The sequence below is a fragment of the Lentzea terrae genome (assembly GCF_003265345.1).
Taxonomy (GTDB): Bacteria; Actinomycetota; Actinomycetes; order Mycobacteriales; family Pseudonocardiaceae; genus Lentzea; species Lentzea terrae.
The window spans coordinates 361,900-378,466 of sequence record NZ_QFWW01000029.1 but is presented as its reverse complement, the minus strand read 5'-3'; the positions used below and the strand labels follow the sequence as shown (position 1 = coordinate 378,466).

Genomic DNA, 16,567 nt, shown 5'->3' with positions numbered 1-16,567 from the left:
AATACCCTTCTTTCTGTGCGACCTGGAATGCCTCGGCTCACCCAAATGGGTGTTTTGCCCCTGCCTGGATACCGCTAGGAAGGACGGGAAACCACCCGTCTGGTTCGTATCGCGCATTGTTCTGGGTCACCTAGGGGAAGTCGTGACCGGCGTTGACGCGAACAGGCGGAAACCTTGGGGGCAGGGGGAACCGTGGGGGTTCGAGCGGCGCGCCGTGCGCGCCTGTTAGCGCTGAGCTGTGTCGTGGTGGTGGGCGCGAGCCTGCTCCAGGCCGTGACTTACGGGCCGGCGGCAGGGGCCGCGCCCGGAGTCACCGCGGGTGCCGGGCCGGTCGACCGGCCCGCGCCCGCGTCCGCACGGCCGGACGAGGCCGTCCCACCGGACAAGTGGCCGCCGGTCGTCCCGGCCGGACTGAAGGCCGGTGGCGGACCGGCCAAGGTGGACCGGGCGCGGCTCGCGCAGGTCAGGGCCGAAGCCGACGAGGTCTTCGCGAACGTCGAGCTGCGCTCGGGTTTCGTGCTCGGCGACACCTCGCTGGTGGCCTACTTCGACGTCAAGGACGACCCGCGGCCGTGGCAGTCCTGGCGGGTCAGGGTGTTCGACACGGCCAGCGGAACCGAGCAGGCCTCGACCACGCTGCCGCGGTCCGACCTGAACGTCCAATGTGGAGCCGTGCGGCAGTTCTGCCGGTCGTTCGGCGCAGCTGACGGCTGGGTGCTCGACCGCGAGAAGGACTACTTCGTCACGATCGCCGCGCTGCTGGACGAGGGCGGCGAGCTCGTGTCGGCGCCGAGCCCGAACAGCAGGCCGCGCACGACGGAGCTGCCGGATCCGCTGCCGATCGAGCAGGTGTCCGGCTGCGGCTGCGGTGCGGCGCTGAGCAGCACCGGTGCGCGGCCGGCGTTCCGCGGTGACGGCGTCAACACCGCGACCGGTGCGTACAGCCGGCTCGAACCCGACCTGGCGATGGCGTCGTTCGGCATCCCGTTCGCCTCGAACCGCGTGTACTCGTCCAGCCTCACGATTCCCGGGCCGTTCGGGCCGGGCTGGGCCTGGTCCTACAACATGCGCGTCACGCCGACCGACCAGGGCGCTCTCGTGCTGGCCGACGACGGCGCGCAGGTGCTCTACAAGAACGCCGACGGCGGTGGGTTCCAGCGTCCGCCGGGCGTGCGCTCGACGTTGCGCAAGACCGCGACCGGCTGGGAACTGGTCACCCTCACGCAGATCGTGCACGAGTTCGACGGCCAGGGCAGGCTGATCGCGATCCGCACGCCGCGCGGTGTCACGACGAAGTTCGCGTACACCGGTGAGGGCATCGAGATCACCGATCCGTCCGGCCGAGTGGTGAAGGTGCGGGTCGAGAACGAGCGGATCCGCTGGATCCAGCTGCCCGACCACCGCAAGACGTTCTACGACTACGACGATGCCGGGCGGCTGAAGGCCTTCAAGGACGTGCGCGGCTTCAGGTGGAAGTACGGCTACGGCGCGGACGGCCGGTTGACCGAGGTGCAGAGCCCGCAGGATCACAAGCGAATCCTGTTGGTGCGCAACGAGTACGGTGCCGACGGCCGCGTCACGAAGCAGCTCGACGCGTTGGGCAACGCCACGTCGTTCGCGTGGAACGGCGAGACGCAGGAGGCCACCACCACCGACGCGGACGGTGTGATCATCCGTGACGGATACCGCGGCAACGTGCTGCTTTACACGCGTCGTGGTGCTGGTGACACGGACAACCACCGCTACGACAAGTCGTTGAACCGCGCGCTGGTCGTCAACGGCAACCACAACCAGCACGAGTCGCTCTACGACCTCAACGGCAACCCGGTCACTCGTCGTGCGCCGGCGCCAATGCGGTTCGACGAGAAGACGAAGTACGACGCGCACAACAACCCGATCGAGTTCACCGACGCGAACGGCAACGTCTGGAAGAACACGTACAACGAGTTCGACGAGCTGATCCGCAGCACGGACGCGGAGAACCACTCGATCACCTACGCCTACGACGAACGCGGCCTGCGCACCAGCCAGACCGACCAGCGCGGCAAGGTGACGAAGTACGAGTACTTCGCGGCAGGGCAGCAGAACGCTGGTCTGCTCGCCGCGGTCGTCTCGCCAGAGGGCAGGCGTTCCGAGCTGGGCTACGACAAGACCGGCCGGCGCGTCTTCGAGACCGACCCGCGCGGCACGGTTCCCGGCGCGAACCGCTGGGACTACACCACGAAGACGAGCTACGACGAGCTGGATCACGTCGTCGAGGTGCAGGAACCGGGCAAGGACCACTCGTACCGCACGTTCTACGACGAGGTGGGCCGGGTCCGGGCGACGATCAACCCCGAGGGCCTCGAGATCAGGAACCGCTACCTCGACAACGGCCGCCTCGACGCGGTGATCGACCCGCGCAAGACGACGTCGATCGCCTACACCAACGCGGGCCGGCGCCTGGCCACGCGCGTCGAGATGCGCGGCGACGGTCCTGACCTCGTCACGTCGTACAAGTACAACGCCAAGGGTCTGCTGCAGTCGACCACGTCGGCGCGCGGCAACGTGCCCGGCGCGAACCCGGCGGACTTCACCACCACGTACCGCTACGACGCGAACGACAACCTGGTCCGCATGTCCCGGCCGTATCCGGGCGGCCAGGTCGTGCACCGCGACATCAAGGTCGACGAACTCGACCGCACGACGTCCACTGTGGACGAGTTCAACAAGACGTCGTCCAACCGGCGCGACAACAACGGCCAGGTCACCTCGGCGACGGACACGCTCGGCCGTGAGCTCGAGATGGGCTACGACCGCAACGGGCGGCAGACCTCGCAGACCGACGCGGGCGGCAACTCCGCGAAGTTCACCTACGACGAGGCGGGCAACAAGACCAGCCGCACCGACGCGTCCGGTGGCAAGACGACGTGGGAGTACAGCGACGACGGCCTGATGGTCGCGACCACCGAGCCGCGCGGCAACGTGCCCGGTGCGGACAAGGAGCGGTTCACCTCCCACGTCGAGTACGACCTCGCGGGCAACCGCGCCAAGGTGATCAACGCGCTCGACCAGGCCACGACGACGGCCTGGGACGCCAACAACCGGATGACCTCGGTCACCGACGCCAACAACCACACCACCCGCTACCGCTACCGGGAGGACGACCAGGTCCACAGCGTCCACCAGGCGGATGCGAAGTACTTCCCGCACGCGCCGGACATCAACGCGACCGTCTACGACTACTACGAGGACGGTCTGCTGAAGTCGGTGCGGGACCCGAACTTCCACAGCACGCGCATCGAGTACGACCGGGCCGGACGTCCGGTGAGCTCGGTGGACGCCTTGGGACGCAAGGTCGAAGCGGGTTATGACGCCGAGGCGAACCTCGTCACGGCGATGACCCGCCGGCAGGGCGAGCACATCTCCGACGAGGAACGGGCCAAGCGCACGATCGTCGACACCTACGACATCGTGAACCGGCGCGAACGCCGTGCGCTGGGCAGTGCAGGCCCTGTCTACACGTGGGGTTACGACGCAAAGAGCCGTGTCACGTCCTACGGCGACCCGTTGGGCGTCCGCGAGGTCACCTACGACGACGAGGACCAGATCAAGAAGGTCGTTCGTCGCGAAGCGGGTGGCCGCACCGAGACGTTCAACTACGAGTACGACGTCCGCGGCGACATCACCAGCCGCGAGTACCCGGACGGCACGCGGGTCACGTCCGGCTACGACAAGGACGGCCGGGTCACGCAGGTGACGGCGGCGGGCGCGACGTGGAACTTCGGCTACGACGTGGCCGGCCGACGGACGCGCACGACGTTGCCCGGTGCCACGGGGCTGGCGGAGAACCGGACGTACGACGACGCGGGCCGGCTCACCGGTATCGGCACCGAGCGCGTCGGACCGGCGCGGCCGGACGTGCAGGACCCGGTCTCCGCCTACAAGTTGACGCTGGACCCGGTCGGCAACGCGACGAAGGTCGACACGACCCGAGGTGGCGTGACCGAGACCGTCGCGTACTCCTACGACGAGGCGGACCGCGTGACGTCGGCGTGCTACGCGGCGGCGGATTGCGGCAAGCACACGCCGTCGGCGGGCCGGATCGACTACTCCTACGACCTGGTCGGCAACCGACTGTCGCAGAAGAGGTCCGGCACCGCGGGCGACGACATCACCCGGTACCACTACGACGCGGCGAACCAGCTCACCAAGAAGATCTTTGATCCGCGTGGTGGCAGCCCGACGATCACGGACTACGACTACGACCTCAACGGCAACCAGACCAAGGCCGGTCGCGAGAAGTTCACCTACAACCTGGACAACTCACTCGCGACGGCCACGAACGCCGGTGGTCAGCAGACGACGTTCTCCTACGACGCAACGGGTCTGCGGCTCGCGGGTGTGAGTGGTGAGAACACCAAGCGCTGGGCGTGGGACGTCAACGGCACGCTGCCGCAGATCGCGGTGGACTCCACTGTGAACGCTTCGGGTGGGGTGCTGGAGAAGCGCACCTTCGCATACGGCCCGGACGACGAGCCACTGGCGTTGATCGACCCGGCCGCGGGCGTGCACTCGTACACGCACGACTGGCTCGGCGGCATCGCGAACATGGTGTCGCCGGACGGAAAACCGCTGGCGGGCTACGACTACGACCCGTTCGGCAACCCGCGCCAGGGCCCGACCCTGACGCCGGGAGATCCTGCCGGGCCGGCGAACCCGTTGAAGTTCACCGGGCAGTACCAGGACTCCACCTCCGGCGACGGCAACTACTACCTGCGGGCCCGCAACTACAACCCGGACACCGGCCGGTTCACCTCGACCGACCCGATGCCGCAACCGGGGCCCGCGATCTCCGCCTACGCCTACGCGGAGAACAACCCGCTGGCGTTCACCGACCCGACCGGTGCGGTGGTCGACGCGGGCGGAGGCGGCGGCACGACGCTGGAGAACGGCGCCACCGAACCGACCGGGCCGAGCCCCGAGGACGTGGCGAAGGCCCAGCAGATCCAGAGCAAGAGCTTGCTCGACGTGATCCTGGAGGCCGGTGGTCAGATCCTCATGGAGTTCCTGGGGATCAACGACCTGATGAGCTGCCTCAAGGGCGACTTGGGCGCGTGTGTCTCGTTGGTCGTGGGCGCGCTGCCGTGGGGCAAGATCTTCAAGGCGCCGAAGATCATCGGGGCGATCTTCAAGGCGGGCAAGGCCGTCGTCACCTTCTTCCAGGAGCTGAAGTGGGCGCGCGCCATCATCCAAGGCGCGGAGAAGGCCGCGGAGGCGGCCAAGGCGGCGGCCGCGGCGGCCGCGAAGGCAGCGGCGGAGAAGGCGGCGAAGGTCCGTGCCGCGGCGGAGGAAGCGGCGCGCAAGGCTGCCGCTCAGGCCGCTGAACGTGCCAAAGCTGCGGCGGCCAAGGCGAAAGCGGCCACCAAGAAGAAACCCGATACGTGTCCGGCCGGCCGCAAGCACAGCTTCCCGGCGGGTACGCGGGTGCTGCTCGCGGACGGCACCACCAAGCCGATCGAGGAGGTCCAGCCCGGCGACACCGTCGTGTCCACCGGCGAGAAGTCCGGCAAGTCGGCGGCGCAGCAGGTGTACTTCACGATCCGGACCGACCACGACAAGTCCTATGTGGACGTCACCGTGGTGGCCGAGGACGGGTCGAAGTCCACGATCACGGCGACGGACAACCACCCGTTCTGGTCGGTGACCGCGGGACGCTGGGTGGACGCGGGTGATCTTCGCGCCGGTGACCTGCTCAAGACCGCGGCCGGGACGTTCGTGCAGATCTCGGCGGTGCGTGCCTACAAGGCCTCGCAACGCACGTACGACCTGACCATCAACGGCACCAGCACGTACTACGCGCTCGCCGGTTCGACTCCGCTGTTGGTGCACAACTGCGGCGAGACCATGGACTTCGCCCATGGGACGACGACGGCGCACGCGGAGAACATCACGGAGAACGGGTTGAACTCCGCTGCCGCAAGGGCCGCTTCGAGCGGTGGCAGTGTCGGTCAGCCTGGGAAGTTCTTCACCTACCGGGTCTCCGGGGGTGAAGATCCCAACCTGAGCATCGCCGCTCAATGGGGAGTCACCAGGAACGGCGGTCTCATCGACGGCGCTTCGGTCGTGATCACCAGGATGTGCAAGTGCACCTATGATCGACTCGTCCGGGAAGGGCACATCACCACCCGGGTGACGGGACAGGGCATGCCTGAGGAGACCATCTTCGGGCCAGGAGCACTTCCCTTCCTGAAGGTGGTCGCCCACGTGCCGCTGTAGCACGCGTACTCGGAAGAGCGGGCAGGGGACAGCAATGAGCTTTGACTGGGCGGGATCGAGGTCCATCAGGGTCAATGTCGTCTCCTGGCCGCCTTCCGACGATCTCGGAGAAGGTCGTGAGCGGGCAAGGTGGGATCTGCGGACCCTCGACCAAGTTCCGGCCCGAGAACTGATGGCGAGGGCAGATTCTCTGGCTGTGCAGGACTCCGATGCTGTCATGCAGGTCCGGTTCGAGGCTTCCGAGCCGGGGATCTTGACGATGATCTGCGACTACGACAGCTCGCTTCCGGAGCCGATGCGCATCGGTGCCGCCTCGGTGACCTGGCGTCGCATCGATGAGCGGATCGCCAGGCTGTGGCTGATCGGCGCGGTTCCGAGAGCCCGGTATCCGGAGTTCATGCGGCAGCGGCGCGACCTGCTCCAGCCTCTCCCGGTCACCCTTCAGCTGAACTGGTTGGCCCTGTCACTGGTGCGCCTCGAGCCGTTGGTGGCCGCGTTGGCCGGGGAAGCGAGTGACTTTCGGCGTCTGGCTGAACGCATCTCGGCCGGAGGAGGGGAGCGTGAGGTCCTGCAGGCCGTGGGAAACACCATCGCTCGCATCGATGATCCTGTTGGTGCATCCCCTGAATGGGCTGGTTTGGCCTCATTGCTGCTGGGGCTGCGTTCCCTTCTTGATGACGTGTCGAGAAGGGGGGACGTCAACTCCATCGCGGGTTGCACAGAGCGGGTTTTTGAGGCCTTTCACCTGGTTGACGGCAAGGTGGAAAGCGGACTCGCCAAGCTGGAGGACCACTCGTGGTGGCGGGATGCGCGCCGGCTCGGTGATCAGGGCAACAGCGCTCTTGCCGCGGCGGCCGCGGAGGCGAGTTCGTGCGCCGAGCGTGTCCAGGCAACCTGCGTCGAGCTCGATCTCAGGCGGCGGTTTCCGGATGCCGGCGAGGAAGATCGGTGAGCGTCCCGCCGCATGGACCGTCCCGCTGCCGATGTGAGCCTCCGCACCAGGCACAATGGTGCCCGTGGGCGTCTCGGAGGGAGCTGTGGTGGGCCAGGGTCAGTTGCGCGGTGTGGTGGCTCTCGACGGACCGTCCGGCACCGGGAAGTCCACGGTGGCGAAGCGCCTCGCGATGGCGCTGGACGCGCGCTACCTCGACACGGGTTCGATGTACCGGGCGATCACCGTCGCCGTGCTGCGGGCGGGGGTCGACCCGACGGACGAGGTCAAGGTCGGTGAGGTCGCCGGCGGCGCGAAGCTCGTGGTGGGCACCGACCCGACGGCGCCGGGCATCACGCTGGACGGCGACGACGTGTCGGTCGAGATCCGCGGGCCCGAAGTGACGTTGGCGGTGTCGCCGGTGTCGGCCACCGCGCACGTGCGGGAGCTGCTCGTGGCGCAGCAGCGGGCGATCATCGCGGACGCCGTCGACCACGTCGGGGGCATCGTCGTCGAGGGTCGCGACATCGGCACCGTGGTGTCGCCGGACGCGCCGCTGAAGGTCTACCTGACGGCCTCCGCGGACGCACGTGCCGCTCGCCGGACCAAGCAGGACAACGCGGCCGGGCGCGAGTCCACTGTGGACGCGGTGCTCAAGGACGTGCAGCGGCGCGACAACTACGACTCGTCGCGGGCGGTGTCGCCGTTGAAGGCCGCTTCCGACGCCGTCGAGGTGGACACGACCGAGCTCGACCTCGCGGGCACTGTGGACGCTCTGCTGGACCTCGTGGAACGGCGCGGGCTGCGGGTGACCGGGTGACCGTTCCCGCCGGCAGCTGGGGATGGCTGACCGACCTCGGCCGCTGGATCGCGCGCCGGCCGTACGCGTGGCAGTTCCGGATTCGGGTGCACGGACGCGACCGCGTACCCTTGAGCGGCGGCGTGGTCGTCGTCGCCAACCACAGCTCGATGGCTGATGGACCGATCCTGTTCGGTGTTGTGCCCCGACGCATGACGTTTCTGATCAAGCAGGAGATGTTCAAGGGCGTCGTGGGCTATCTGCTGGGCAAGATCGGGCAGATCCCCGTCAAGCGGGGAGAAGCCGACCGCACAGCGCTGACCAGCGCGTTGTCCGTGCTCAAGGCCGGTGGTGTGGTCGGGATCTTTCCCGAGGGCACGCGCGGCGAGGGCGACGTGGCCTCGGCGCAGAACGGCGCGGCGTGGCTGGCCCGGGTCGGCGGTGCGGTAGTGCTGCCGGTCGCGTGCCGCGGGACTTTTCAGGCCAAGGGCTGGCGGCCCGAGGTCGACGTGCTGATCGGTGAGCCGTTCCACCTCCCCGACGGGAAGGGACGGGCGGCCCTCGGCGTTGCCACCGAGCAGGTGCGCGATCGCCTGGCGACACTGGTCGCCGAACTTGATGGACATCGCAAGAGTGAGGGAAGACGATGACGGACCTGGACGGCACCTGGGAGGACGAGGCCGACTGGTCAGCCTTCGACGACCTTTCCTCCGACGAGGAGGAGGCCACGCCGCCGCAGCCGGTGCTCGCGGTGGTCGGCCGGCCGAACGTCGGCAAGTCCACGCTGGTCAACCGCATCATCGGCCGCCGTGAGGCCGTGGTGCAGGACGTGCCGGGCGTGACGCGTGACCGCGTGGCCTACGACGCGCTGTGGAACGGCCGCAAGTTCACCGTGGTCGACACGGGCGGCTGGGAGCCGGACGCGGTGGGCCTGCAGGCCGCCGTCGCCGCGCAGGCCGAGCTCGCGATGGCCACCGCGGACGTGATCCTGGTGGTCGTGGATGCGACGGTGGGCGCGACGACGACCGAGGAGGCCGTCGCTCGAGTGCTGCGGCGGTCGAAGAAGCCGGTGATCCTCTGCGCGTCCAAGGTGGACGACGAACGCCTGATGGCCGACGTCGCGTCGCTGTGGTCGCTGGGCCTCGGCGAGCCGTTCCCGGTGTCCGGTCTGCACGGCCGCGGCTCCGGTGACCTGCTCGACGTGATCCTGTCGAAGCTGCCGGAGACGCCGCGCGACGACTTCCGCTCCGGTGCCGGCGGTCCGCGGCGCGTGGCGCTGGTCGGCAAGCCGAACGTGGGCAAGTCGTCGCTGCTGAACCGCCTGACGGGCGAGAACCGCTCGGTCGTCGACTCGGTCGCCGGCACCACCGTCGACCCGGTCGACTCGCTGGTCGAGCTGGACGGCGAGATCTGGCGCTTCGTCGACACCGCGGGCCTGCGCAAACGGGTGAAGTTCGAGAGCGGCGCCGAGTACTACGCGTCGCTGCGCACCAAGTCGGCCATCGAGACGGCCGAGGTCGCGATCGTGCTGCTGGACTCGCACGAGCCGTTGTCCGAGCAGGACCTGCGCGTGCTGACGATGGTCGTCGAGTCGGGCCGCGCGTGCGTGCTGGCGTTCAACAAGTGGGACCTGGTCGACGAGGACCGCCGCAACGAGATGGTCCGCGAGCTCGAGCGCGGCCTGGTGCGCGTGCCGTGGGCCGACCGGGTGAACATCTCGGCCCTGACCGGCCGCTCCGTCCACAAGCTTGCGCCTGCTCTGCGGACCGCGTTGAACTCGTGGGACACCCGCGTGCCCACGGGCCGGTTGAACCAGTGGCTCTCGGACCTGATCGCCGCCACCCCGCCGCCCGTTCGTGGCGGCAAGCAGCCGAAGGTGCTGTTCGCGACCCAGGCCTCGACCCGCCCGCCGACGTTCGTGCTGTTCACGACGGGTTTCCTGGAGGCTTCGTACCGCCGGTTCATCGAGCGCAAGCTGCGTGAGGAGTTCGGCTTCGAGGGCAGCCCGGTCCGCATCTCCGTGCGCGTGCGCGAGAAGAAGAAGGCGGGCGCCGCCAAGAGGTAGCTCTTTGGTTGCCCTTTGGCATTGAGTGCGGTTGGTTGGGTTCGTGGCCGTACGAGTGGTGCTTGCCGACGACGAGGCCCTGCTGCGGCGGGGCCTGAAAGTCCTCCTGGAGGCCGACGGCCGAGTGGAGGTGGTCGGCGAGGCCGCCGACGGCGCCGAACTGGTCGAAGTCGTGCTGGCCTGTCTGCCCGACGTCGTCCTGGTGGACGTGCAGATGCCGGGCGTGGACGGCCTGGAGGCGGTCCGCCGGTTGCGAACGTGGGCCACCCCGCCCGCGATCGCCGTGCTGACCACGTTCGACCTGGACGACTACGTCGCAACGGCCCTGGACCTGGGCGCTCAGGGGTTCTTGCTGAAGGACGCCGAGCCCGAGACCCTGGTCCGCGCCGTCGTCGACCTCGCAGCCGGCGGCGCCGTCCTGGACCCGCGCATCACCGCGCGCCTGCTGCCCCGGCTGCGCGGTTTCCGGGCCAACCGCCAGCTGGACTCGCTCTCGGCCCGTGAACGCCAGGTGTTGGAACTGCTGGCCGGCGGCCGCTCGAACCACGCGATCGCCGACGAGCTCTGCCTGTCCGAGGCGACGGTGAAGAGCTACGTCTCCACCGTGCTGACCAAACTCGGCGTCGAAAACCGAGTGCAGGCGGCATTGGTGGCACACCAGGTCGGTGTGTGGTGAGGGTCGTCGTCCGCGAGGTCCTCACCGTGGGCATCACCACGGGAGTCGTGCTGCTGACCCAGGACCGCCCGTTCTCCTGGTCGCTGTGGACCGCCGTGGCGGCGTCACTGCTGCTGCCCATACGCCTGCGCTGGCCGTGGCTGGCCTCTCTGCTGTGCGTCCCCGCGGTAGCCGGCGGCCTGGGCTGGGCACCAGCCCTGGTGGCCCAATACCGCTTGGGCCGCAAGGAAAAGTCCATCCCCATCCAGGTGTTCTGGGTAGTCCTGATGACCGTGGCCGCGATAGCGCCGGTCCTGCTGACCGAAGACATCCCGTTCGGCCCGCTGCTGCTGGCCACAGCCTTCGTCTTCGGCCTGGCCGCCGCCCCCACAGCACTGGGCGCACTGGTGACAACCCGCAAGGACCTGACCCGGTCGCTGTACGAAACCCGCCGAGCCCGAGCCGCCGAACTGGAAGCCCAGGAAACGTCCGCCCGAGCCGCCGAACGAGCCCGCATAGCCCGCGAGATCCACGACGCCGTAGGCCACCACGCCACTCTCATCGCCGTCGAATCGGCAGCCCTGGCCGCCACCGCATCCGATCCCGCAGTCCGCGAGACGGCCCTGCGCTTACGTGCCCTGGCCAAGGAATCCTTGTCGGAGATGCGCACAGCCCTGGGCCTGCTGAACTCCTCCTCGGAGGTCTCGTACCCGTCGCTGCAGGAACTCGTAGACCGCGCCCGCGTGGCCGGCGTGCACGTGACGCTGTCCGAAACGGGCGAAGCCGTCCTGACCCCAGCCGTCTCCCGAGCGTTGTTCCGAGTGGTCCAAGAAGCCCTGACCAACGTGACAAAACACGCCCCGGGCGCAGCGGTCTCGGTGACGGTGGACCGCTCATCCCCCGTACGCGTCTCGGTGGTGAACGGCCCTGGCGACCTGCCGTCATTGGCCGAAGGCGGCGGCGCGGGCCTGCACGGCCTCTCCGAACGCGTACGCCTGGTCGGCGGCACCCTGACCACCTCCTACCGCGCGGACGGCGGCTTCAGCGTCACGGCCGTCCTACCGCCGGGTAAGTCGAAGGTTGACGGACAAGACTCGACTTTCGGCGGTGGTGCACGATCCTCCGCCAACGCATAGTTCTTGGTGTCGGTCGAGGATCGGGGGATCGGTCGGACCGAGGGACGCGGGGACCCGACGTCGGGTCCCCGCCGTATTTCCGGCGGCTCTCCTGGGGCTCTCCTGGGGGTTTCCGCAGCTCGGGGGCTGTGTGAGGGGCCGTTTTTGATCTCTGTTCGCGGTGCTGTAGGATTCTTCCTGCACGCCGGGGAACCGGGAGTGTGGCCGGGACGTGGCGCAGTTTGGTAGCGCACTTGACTGGGGGTCAAGGGGTCGCAGGTTCAAATCCTGTCGTCCCGACGGTCTGAATCAGCCCGCTGATTCTGGGTGAAAGCCCAGGTCGGCGGGCTTTTTCGTGCGCCGGAAATGATCTTCGCTTGATCATCATTTTCATGATCAACAGGCGGATGAAGGAGTGAAACTGGAGCCGCTGGCTCCTTCGTTTTGACTAACGTCAGATGGGGTCGCCACGAATGGGTGACTTCCCGAACGGTGCTGAACAAGCGTGAACCTGCGCGCACTGACGTCGTCGGCGTCAAACTGGCATGGCGGCGTGCTGCCGTGACAGGCAGTAACCGACGGGTGCTTCGAAGCTGGCGCTGTGTCCAAACTGCGCCGTGCTGACCTGAACCGCAGCGACTGTCCCGCAAGACAGCTCATCCGACGGGCGGGTTTCTTGCGGGACAGTGCTGTACCTGCAAGTGCGGCACGTCATCGTCAACTTCGGTCTACTCGCCAGCGCGTGGCTCACTGTGTGAGTGATCAAGTGGCAGTTCTGCTTTGTCAAGGCGTGCGCAGGTTCGAATCCCGGCAAGAGACCGGCCTGCGACAGATGAACCCCCTGCAAGCCTTTGACCTGGTGTTTCTGGTGTCTTTGGGGTTCACCTGAAGCTTCATGTGTTCCAGAACCTGGATTCGAACCTGCGCTTGCTCAGCGAGTAGCTCCCCGCGCGGGGGACAAGGCAGTGTCCGCACATGCCGATGAGCGAGGCGACGTTGCGGTTGCGATCACCCCAGGACACCCCGCTACCGTCACTCGTGAACGTCCTCCTCCTGCGATGGGACACCAAGCCCGACATGCGCATCAGGAGGGCATTCCCATCCCACGAACCGACACGCAGAACGTCTTTCTATACCGCCGAGTGTCTGAAACAGGATCGGCGCGGTGGCGATCCACCTGGTGGACCGAGGAGCCGTCGAGAGGGTGTGTTGGCAGTGCGGTTTACGTTGAACGGCGATCAGTTCGAGGTCGACGCCAGCACGGTAATTGGTCGACTGCTGGGGCGAGAACCTGAACCCGTACAGGTTCACTGGGTCGAAGTCGGCGGAGTGAGATTCCCGGTCAAGCAGGCCCTCGAAGCAGTGCTCGGGGTGAGTCGTACGACCTTCACGTCACACATGGCGCGCTCCCAGTTCGCCAGGCTCGGCTTCCTGACCAGCAACGCCCCGGACCAGAGGCACGGCCGCGCCGAGCCGCGCCCACCTGCGTCAGGTTCGGCAGTCAGCATTGAGGAAGCGGGAGAGGCGTTCGCCACGCTGGTCGCGTTCCTACGCCATGCCCCATTCACCGCGAGCATCGATCGCCTTGAACGCGACCTGGTCGACACCGACATCTCCTCAGCGCCCGTAGTGACCGGCGCCGCCGGGCTCAGCGAGGAGCTGCTCGAAGCGGCGCTGGTCGTACGTCGTGACGTCGGTCGGGTCAGCGATGTCATCCATGCCACTGTCATAGCGCTGGTGCTCCCCAAGATCCTCGAACCGGGCGAAGTCATCTCGAACCGGCCCTCGCTCGGCCCCGGTAACGACAAGACCCGCCCTTACGACTTGGAAACCAACCGCCGAGTCGCCGAATTCAAGGTCGCGCTCTGGTCCAGCGGCGACATGATGCGCAAACGCACCTTGACCGCCGACCTCGTCCACCTTGCCCTCGACCAGTCCGGCCGCCGCCCCGAACTCTGGGTCGCCGGCACCGAACCAACGCGGTTCCTCCGGACAAGCACCATCCTCGTCGGCGACCTGCTGTCGAGGGCCTCACACCACCTCCGCACCCGCTATCACGATCGCTACGGCACCGATGGCATCCCGGTACGCGAGTTCCTCACCCGACACGCCGCACACGTCCACCACCGCAACATTGCCGACGTCCTCCCAACGGTGTCGACAGCACTCGGTTGAACGAGCATTACAGGGCCACGCGCACTCACAACGCGCACCGTTAGCCGCCACCAACGCACTCTTCTGCCGCAGGTCGCTCGTTCATGCCGATGTGTGGACGACTGTTGCTGCGACCTGGTGGCGCCTGCTCGCGCGGCCGTGGCTGATGGGATGCCGATCGGCCGGGCCCCAGTTTCGCGCTTCCCAGAGGCTCGGCGACTACTCCCATGACTCCAAGGCGTCGCTGACCGACGGTGCGTTCTTCGCCAGCGTGGTGCGCCAGTCCAGGCGACGCAGGTGCTGGAGGTGGCCGATGACGATGATGCGCGGGACGCCGAGCTCGGCGGCGATCTGGTCGACCCACGGCCCACTGATCCGCGCCGGAACCCGCGGGGGTCCGTCGGGGAACAGCAGGTCTCCTGCGGCGTCGTCGGCTTCCTTTTCATGTGCGCTGTGGGCCGATTGCGGGTCGTCGATCTCCTCGACGATGTAGTGGTCGGGGTCGACGTTGTAGGTGCCGAAAACCTCGTCCGGCCACGTCAAGCGGCGTGGTGGTACTCGTGAAGGATGCCACCGAGTCGATCTTGTCGACTGATGGTGAGGTGAGTGAGTGCGGAGGGATTGGTGATTGGCGTGGGTGACGGACGAGTGGGTGCGGCGGCGTTCAGTGCGCGGTGGGGCCGGTGCTGGTTGTAGAAGGTTTCGTATTCGCGGAGTGCGTGCAGTAGGTGTGTGCGGTTGAGGATGAGGGTGCGGTCGAGAAGTTCGACTCGGCAGGTGCGTATCCAGCGTTCCATGATCGCGTTCATTCGCGGGATGCGGATCCCGGTCTTGACGATCGTGATCTCGCTGTCGGCGAGGACGGTGTCGAACTGCGCGGTGTATCTGCTGTCGCGGTCCCGGATCAGGTACTTCACGGCGGTGCCCGCGTCCTGCAGGTCCATGACGAGGTTGCGGGCTTGCTGTGTGGTCCAGGCCGCGGTGGGGTGGGCGGTTGCGCCGAGGACGTGAATGCGGCGGGTGGCGTGTTCGATCACAGCGAGGACGTACAGCCGTGCGCCGGTCAGGGTTCTGGTTTCGAAGAAGTCGGTTGCGAGGATGGCGTGTGCCTGGCTGCGGAGGAAAGTCGCCCAGGTGACCTGGTGGCGACGGGGTGCCGGGTCGATGCCGTGGGTCTTGAGGATCTTCCAGACTGTCGAGGGCGCGACCTTGATCGCGAGTGTGGCGAGTTCTCCGTGGATGCGGCGGTAACCCCAACTGGGGTTCTCGCGGGCGAGTCGCAGGACGAGGGCACGGATGCTGCGGATGGTGGGCGGCCGGCCTGGTCGCTTTGGGCGGGATGCCTGCGCGTGTCTGCGTCGGAGGAGGTTGCGGTGCCACCGTAGAACGGTGTCGGGGGAGACGATCAGCTGTAGTCGTCGCAGGGTTGGTCGGGGTATGTGCTGTAGCAGGGCGGCGAGGAGCATGCGGTCGGGTGTGGCCAGGCGTGGCTTGTCGACCTGGCGCTGCAGGATCGCGAGTTGGTGTCGCAGTACGAGGATCTCGATGTCCTTATCAGTGCTGCTCAGCGGCAGCAGCCTGAGGCAGGTGACCATTCCGGTGAGGGCGAGGTAGGACAGGCGAAGGAGCACGGTTCGCGATGATGCCTTCTGGATGATCTGGTAGGTGAACAACCTGCAGGTCGTGCACCGCGGACAGGGTTTCCGGCACCCACAGGGTTGGAATGTGGGCATCGTGGGGCGTAGTGGTTAGTAGCTGTTACGCACTTTTGAGAACTGGACGATTGAGGACTGTGTGAGACGAACGTTTCGTTGGTCGGTGCTGGGTGTGGCGCTTCTTGTGGCCACGCCCGGCCTGGCCGGATGTGGCTTCGGCGGGATCGTGGGGCGGAAGTGCACCCCGGAGGCCGACGCCGTCATGAGGAGGCTGGAAGCAAGCCCGGTGCTCCAGCTCATCCCTCCTGATACGACGGCTCATGAACCGTACTCGAAGAGACCGTGTGACGATGACGACAATCTCGGCTCGGTGAGCAGGCAGTTGACGTCCACGCTGAAGGACCGTGAGCTGCTCACCTACTTCCGTGAGGAGTTTCCCAAGCAGGGATGGGGGCTGCGGCAGGAACTGCCAGGACTCTCTCGTGAACCCGACGGGCTGCGCACAGGTGAGCCCCACCAGTGCTACGAAAACCCGGCAGAGCCGAACGTGACGCTGGAGATATTCCTGGGGCTCGGGGATAATCCGGACACTGATCTGTTCGTGGCGTTCCACTTCAACGGCGGCACCTATAGCTGTGCCAACACCACTTCTCCGGCACAGACACGTTAGGGCGCTCAAGGCTGTCCCTCTGGGGGGCAGCCTTGTTCGCTAAAGATCTTGCTACCGGCGTGGTCGACCGTTGCGTGGATGGGCGTTCGGCTCGGCGACGTGTGGGTTGATGGTATCGGGAGCGTTGAGGAGTCGTTGTGCGACTTCGGCTACGCCGCGTGTAGATGGCTTCCGGTGGCGGCGTGCACCAGGCCATTGTCTCTGACGGTGGCTTCTGGTTTGTGACGGGAAGTATGCCTTGATTAGCCCATTTGGAGTCTTTGGC

Annotated in this window: 11 protein-coding genes and 1 tRNA gene; 10 read left to right on the top strand and 2 right to left on the bottom strand. The window is 67.2% G+C overall.

Annotated elements, in window-relative coordinates:
- The first annotated feature begins 192 nt into the window (after positions 1-192).
- From DI276_RS36315 to DI276_RS36275, 9 genes are all read left to right on the top strand, one after another.
- A complete protein-coding gene (locus DI276_RS36315; protein WP_157985157.1) occupies positions 193-6,258 on the top strand; it encodes an RHS repeat-associated core domain-containing protein in 6,066 nt (2,021 codons plus the stop codon).
- Between the two features lie 196 nt (positions 6,259-6,454).
- The gene (locus tag DI276_RS36310; protein ID WP_112272084.1) at positions 6,455-7,210 is read left to right on the top strand and encodes a hypothetical protein; all 756 of its coding nucleotides are present in this window, start codon (positions 6,455-6,457) and stop codon (positions 7,208-7,210) included.
- 112 nt (positions 7,211-7,322) lie between these two features.
- A complete protein-coding gene (gene cmk / locus DI276_RS36305) occupies positions 7,323-8,009 on the top strand; it encodes a (d)CMP kinase (RefSeq protein ID WP_232837184.1) in 687 nt (228 codons plus the stop codon).
- Positions 8,006-8,638, top strand: a complete 633-nt coding sequence (locus tag DI276_RS36300) for a lysophospholipid acyltransferase family protein (protein ID WP_112272080.1) — start codon at positions 8,006-8,008, stop codon at positions 8,636-8,638. Before cmk ends, DI276_RS36300 begins: the two co-directional genes overlap by 4 nt.
- Positions 8,635-10,053 carry a ribosome biogenesis GTPase Der gene (gene der, locus DI276_RS36295; RefSeq protein ID WP_112272077.1) on the top strand — a complete coding sequence of 473 codons (1,419 nt, stop codon included), beginning with the start codon at positions 8,635-8,637 and terminating at the stop codon, positions 10,051-10,053. Before DI276_RS36300 ends, der begins: the two co-directional genes overlap by 4 nt.
- 43 nt (positions 10,054-10,096) lie before the next feature.
- Entirely contained in the window at positions 10,097-10,729 is a 633-nt protein-coding gene (locus DI276_RS36290) for a response regulator (RefSeq protein ID WP_232837158.1), read from the top strand.
- Complete coding sequence (locus DI276_RS36285; protein WP_232837157.1) at positions 10,726-11,844, top strand: sensor histidine kinase; 1,119 nt, start codon at positions 10,726-10,728, stop codon at positions 11,842-11,844. Before DI276_RS36290 ends, DI276_RS36285 begins: the two co-directional genes overlap by 4 nt.
- A gap of 205 nt (positions 11,845-12,049) precedes the next feature.
- Positions 12,050-12,123: transfer RNA gene (locus DI276_RS36280), tRNA-Pro, on the top strand.
- 906 nt (positions 12,124-13,029) lie between these two features.
- Positions 13,030-13,998, top strand: a complete 969-nt coding sequence (locus tag DI276_RS36275) for a hypothetical protein (protein ID WP_157985156.1) — start codon at positions 13,030-13,032, stop codon at positions 13,996-13,998.
- Positions 13,999-14,196: 198 nt separating this feature from the next.
- Here the strand turns inward: DI276_RS36275 and DI276_RS36270 are convergent, their stop codons facing one another.
- Positions 14,197-14,520: an ImmA/IrrE family metallo-endopeptidase gene (locus DI276_RS36270; protein WP_112272068.1), complete on the bottom strand. Its 324-nt coding sequence runs from the start codon at positions 14,518-14,520 to the stop codon at positions 14,197-14,199.
- Entirely contained in the window at positions 14,517-15,650 is a 1,134-nt protein-coding gene (locus DI276_RS36265) for an integrase core domain-containing protein (protein ID WP_232837156.1), read from the bottom strand. The genes DI276_RS36270 and DI276_RS36265 overlap by 4 nt, the downstream gene beginning before the upstream one ends.
- Before the next feature lie 145 nt (positions 15,651-15,795).
- Here DI276_RS36265 and DI276_RS36260 point away from each other — a divergent pair, with 145 nt between their 5' ends.
- Complete coding sequence (locus tag DI276_RS36260) at positions 15,796-16,302, top strand: hypothetical protein (protein WP_112272055.1); 507 nt, start codon at positions 15,796-15,798, stop codon at positions 16,300-16,302.
- Positions 16,303-16,567 lie beyond the last annotated feature (265 nt).

Excerpts from the sequence above, each read along its gene's own strand:
- der (WP_112272077.1), top strand. The coding sequence starts at position 8,635 with ATGACGGACCTGGACGGCACCTGGGAGGACGAGGCCGACTGGTCAGCC.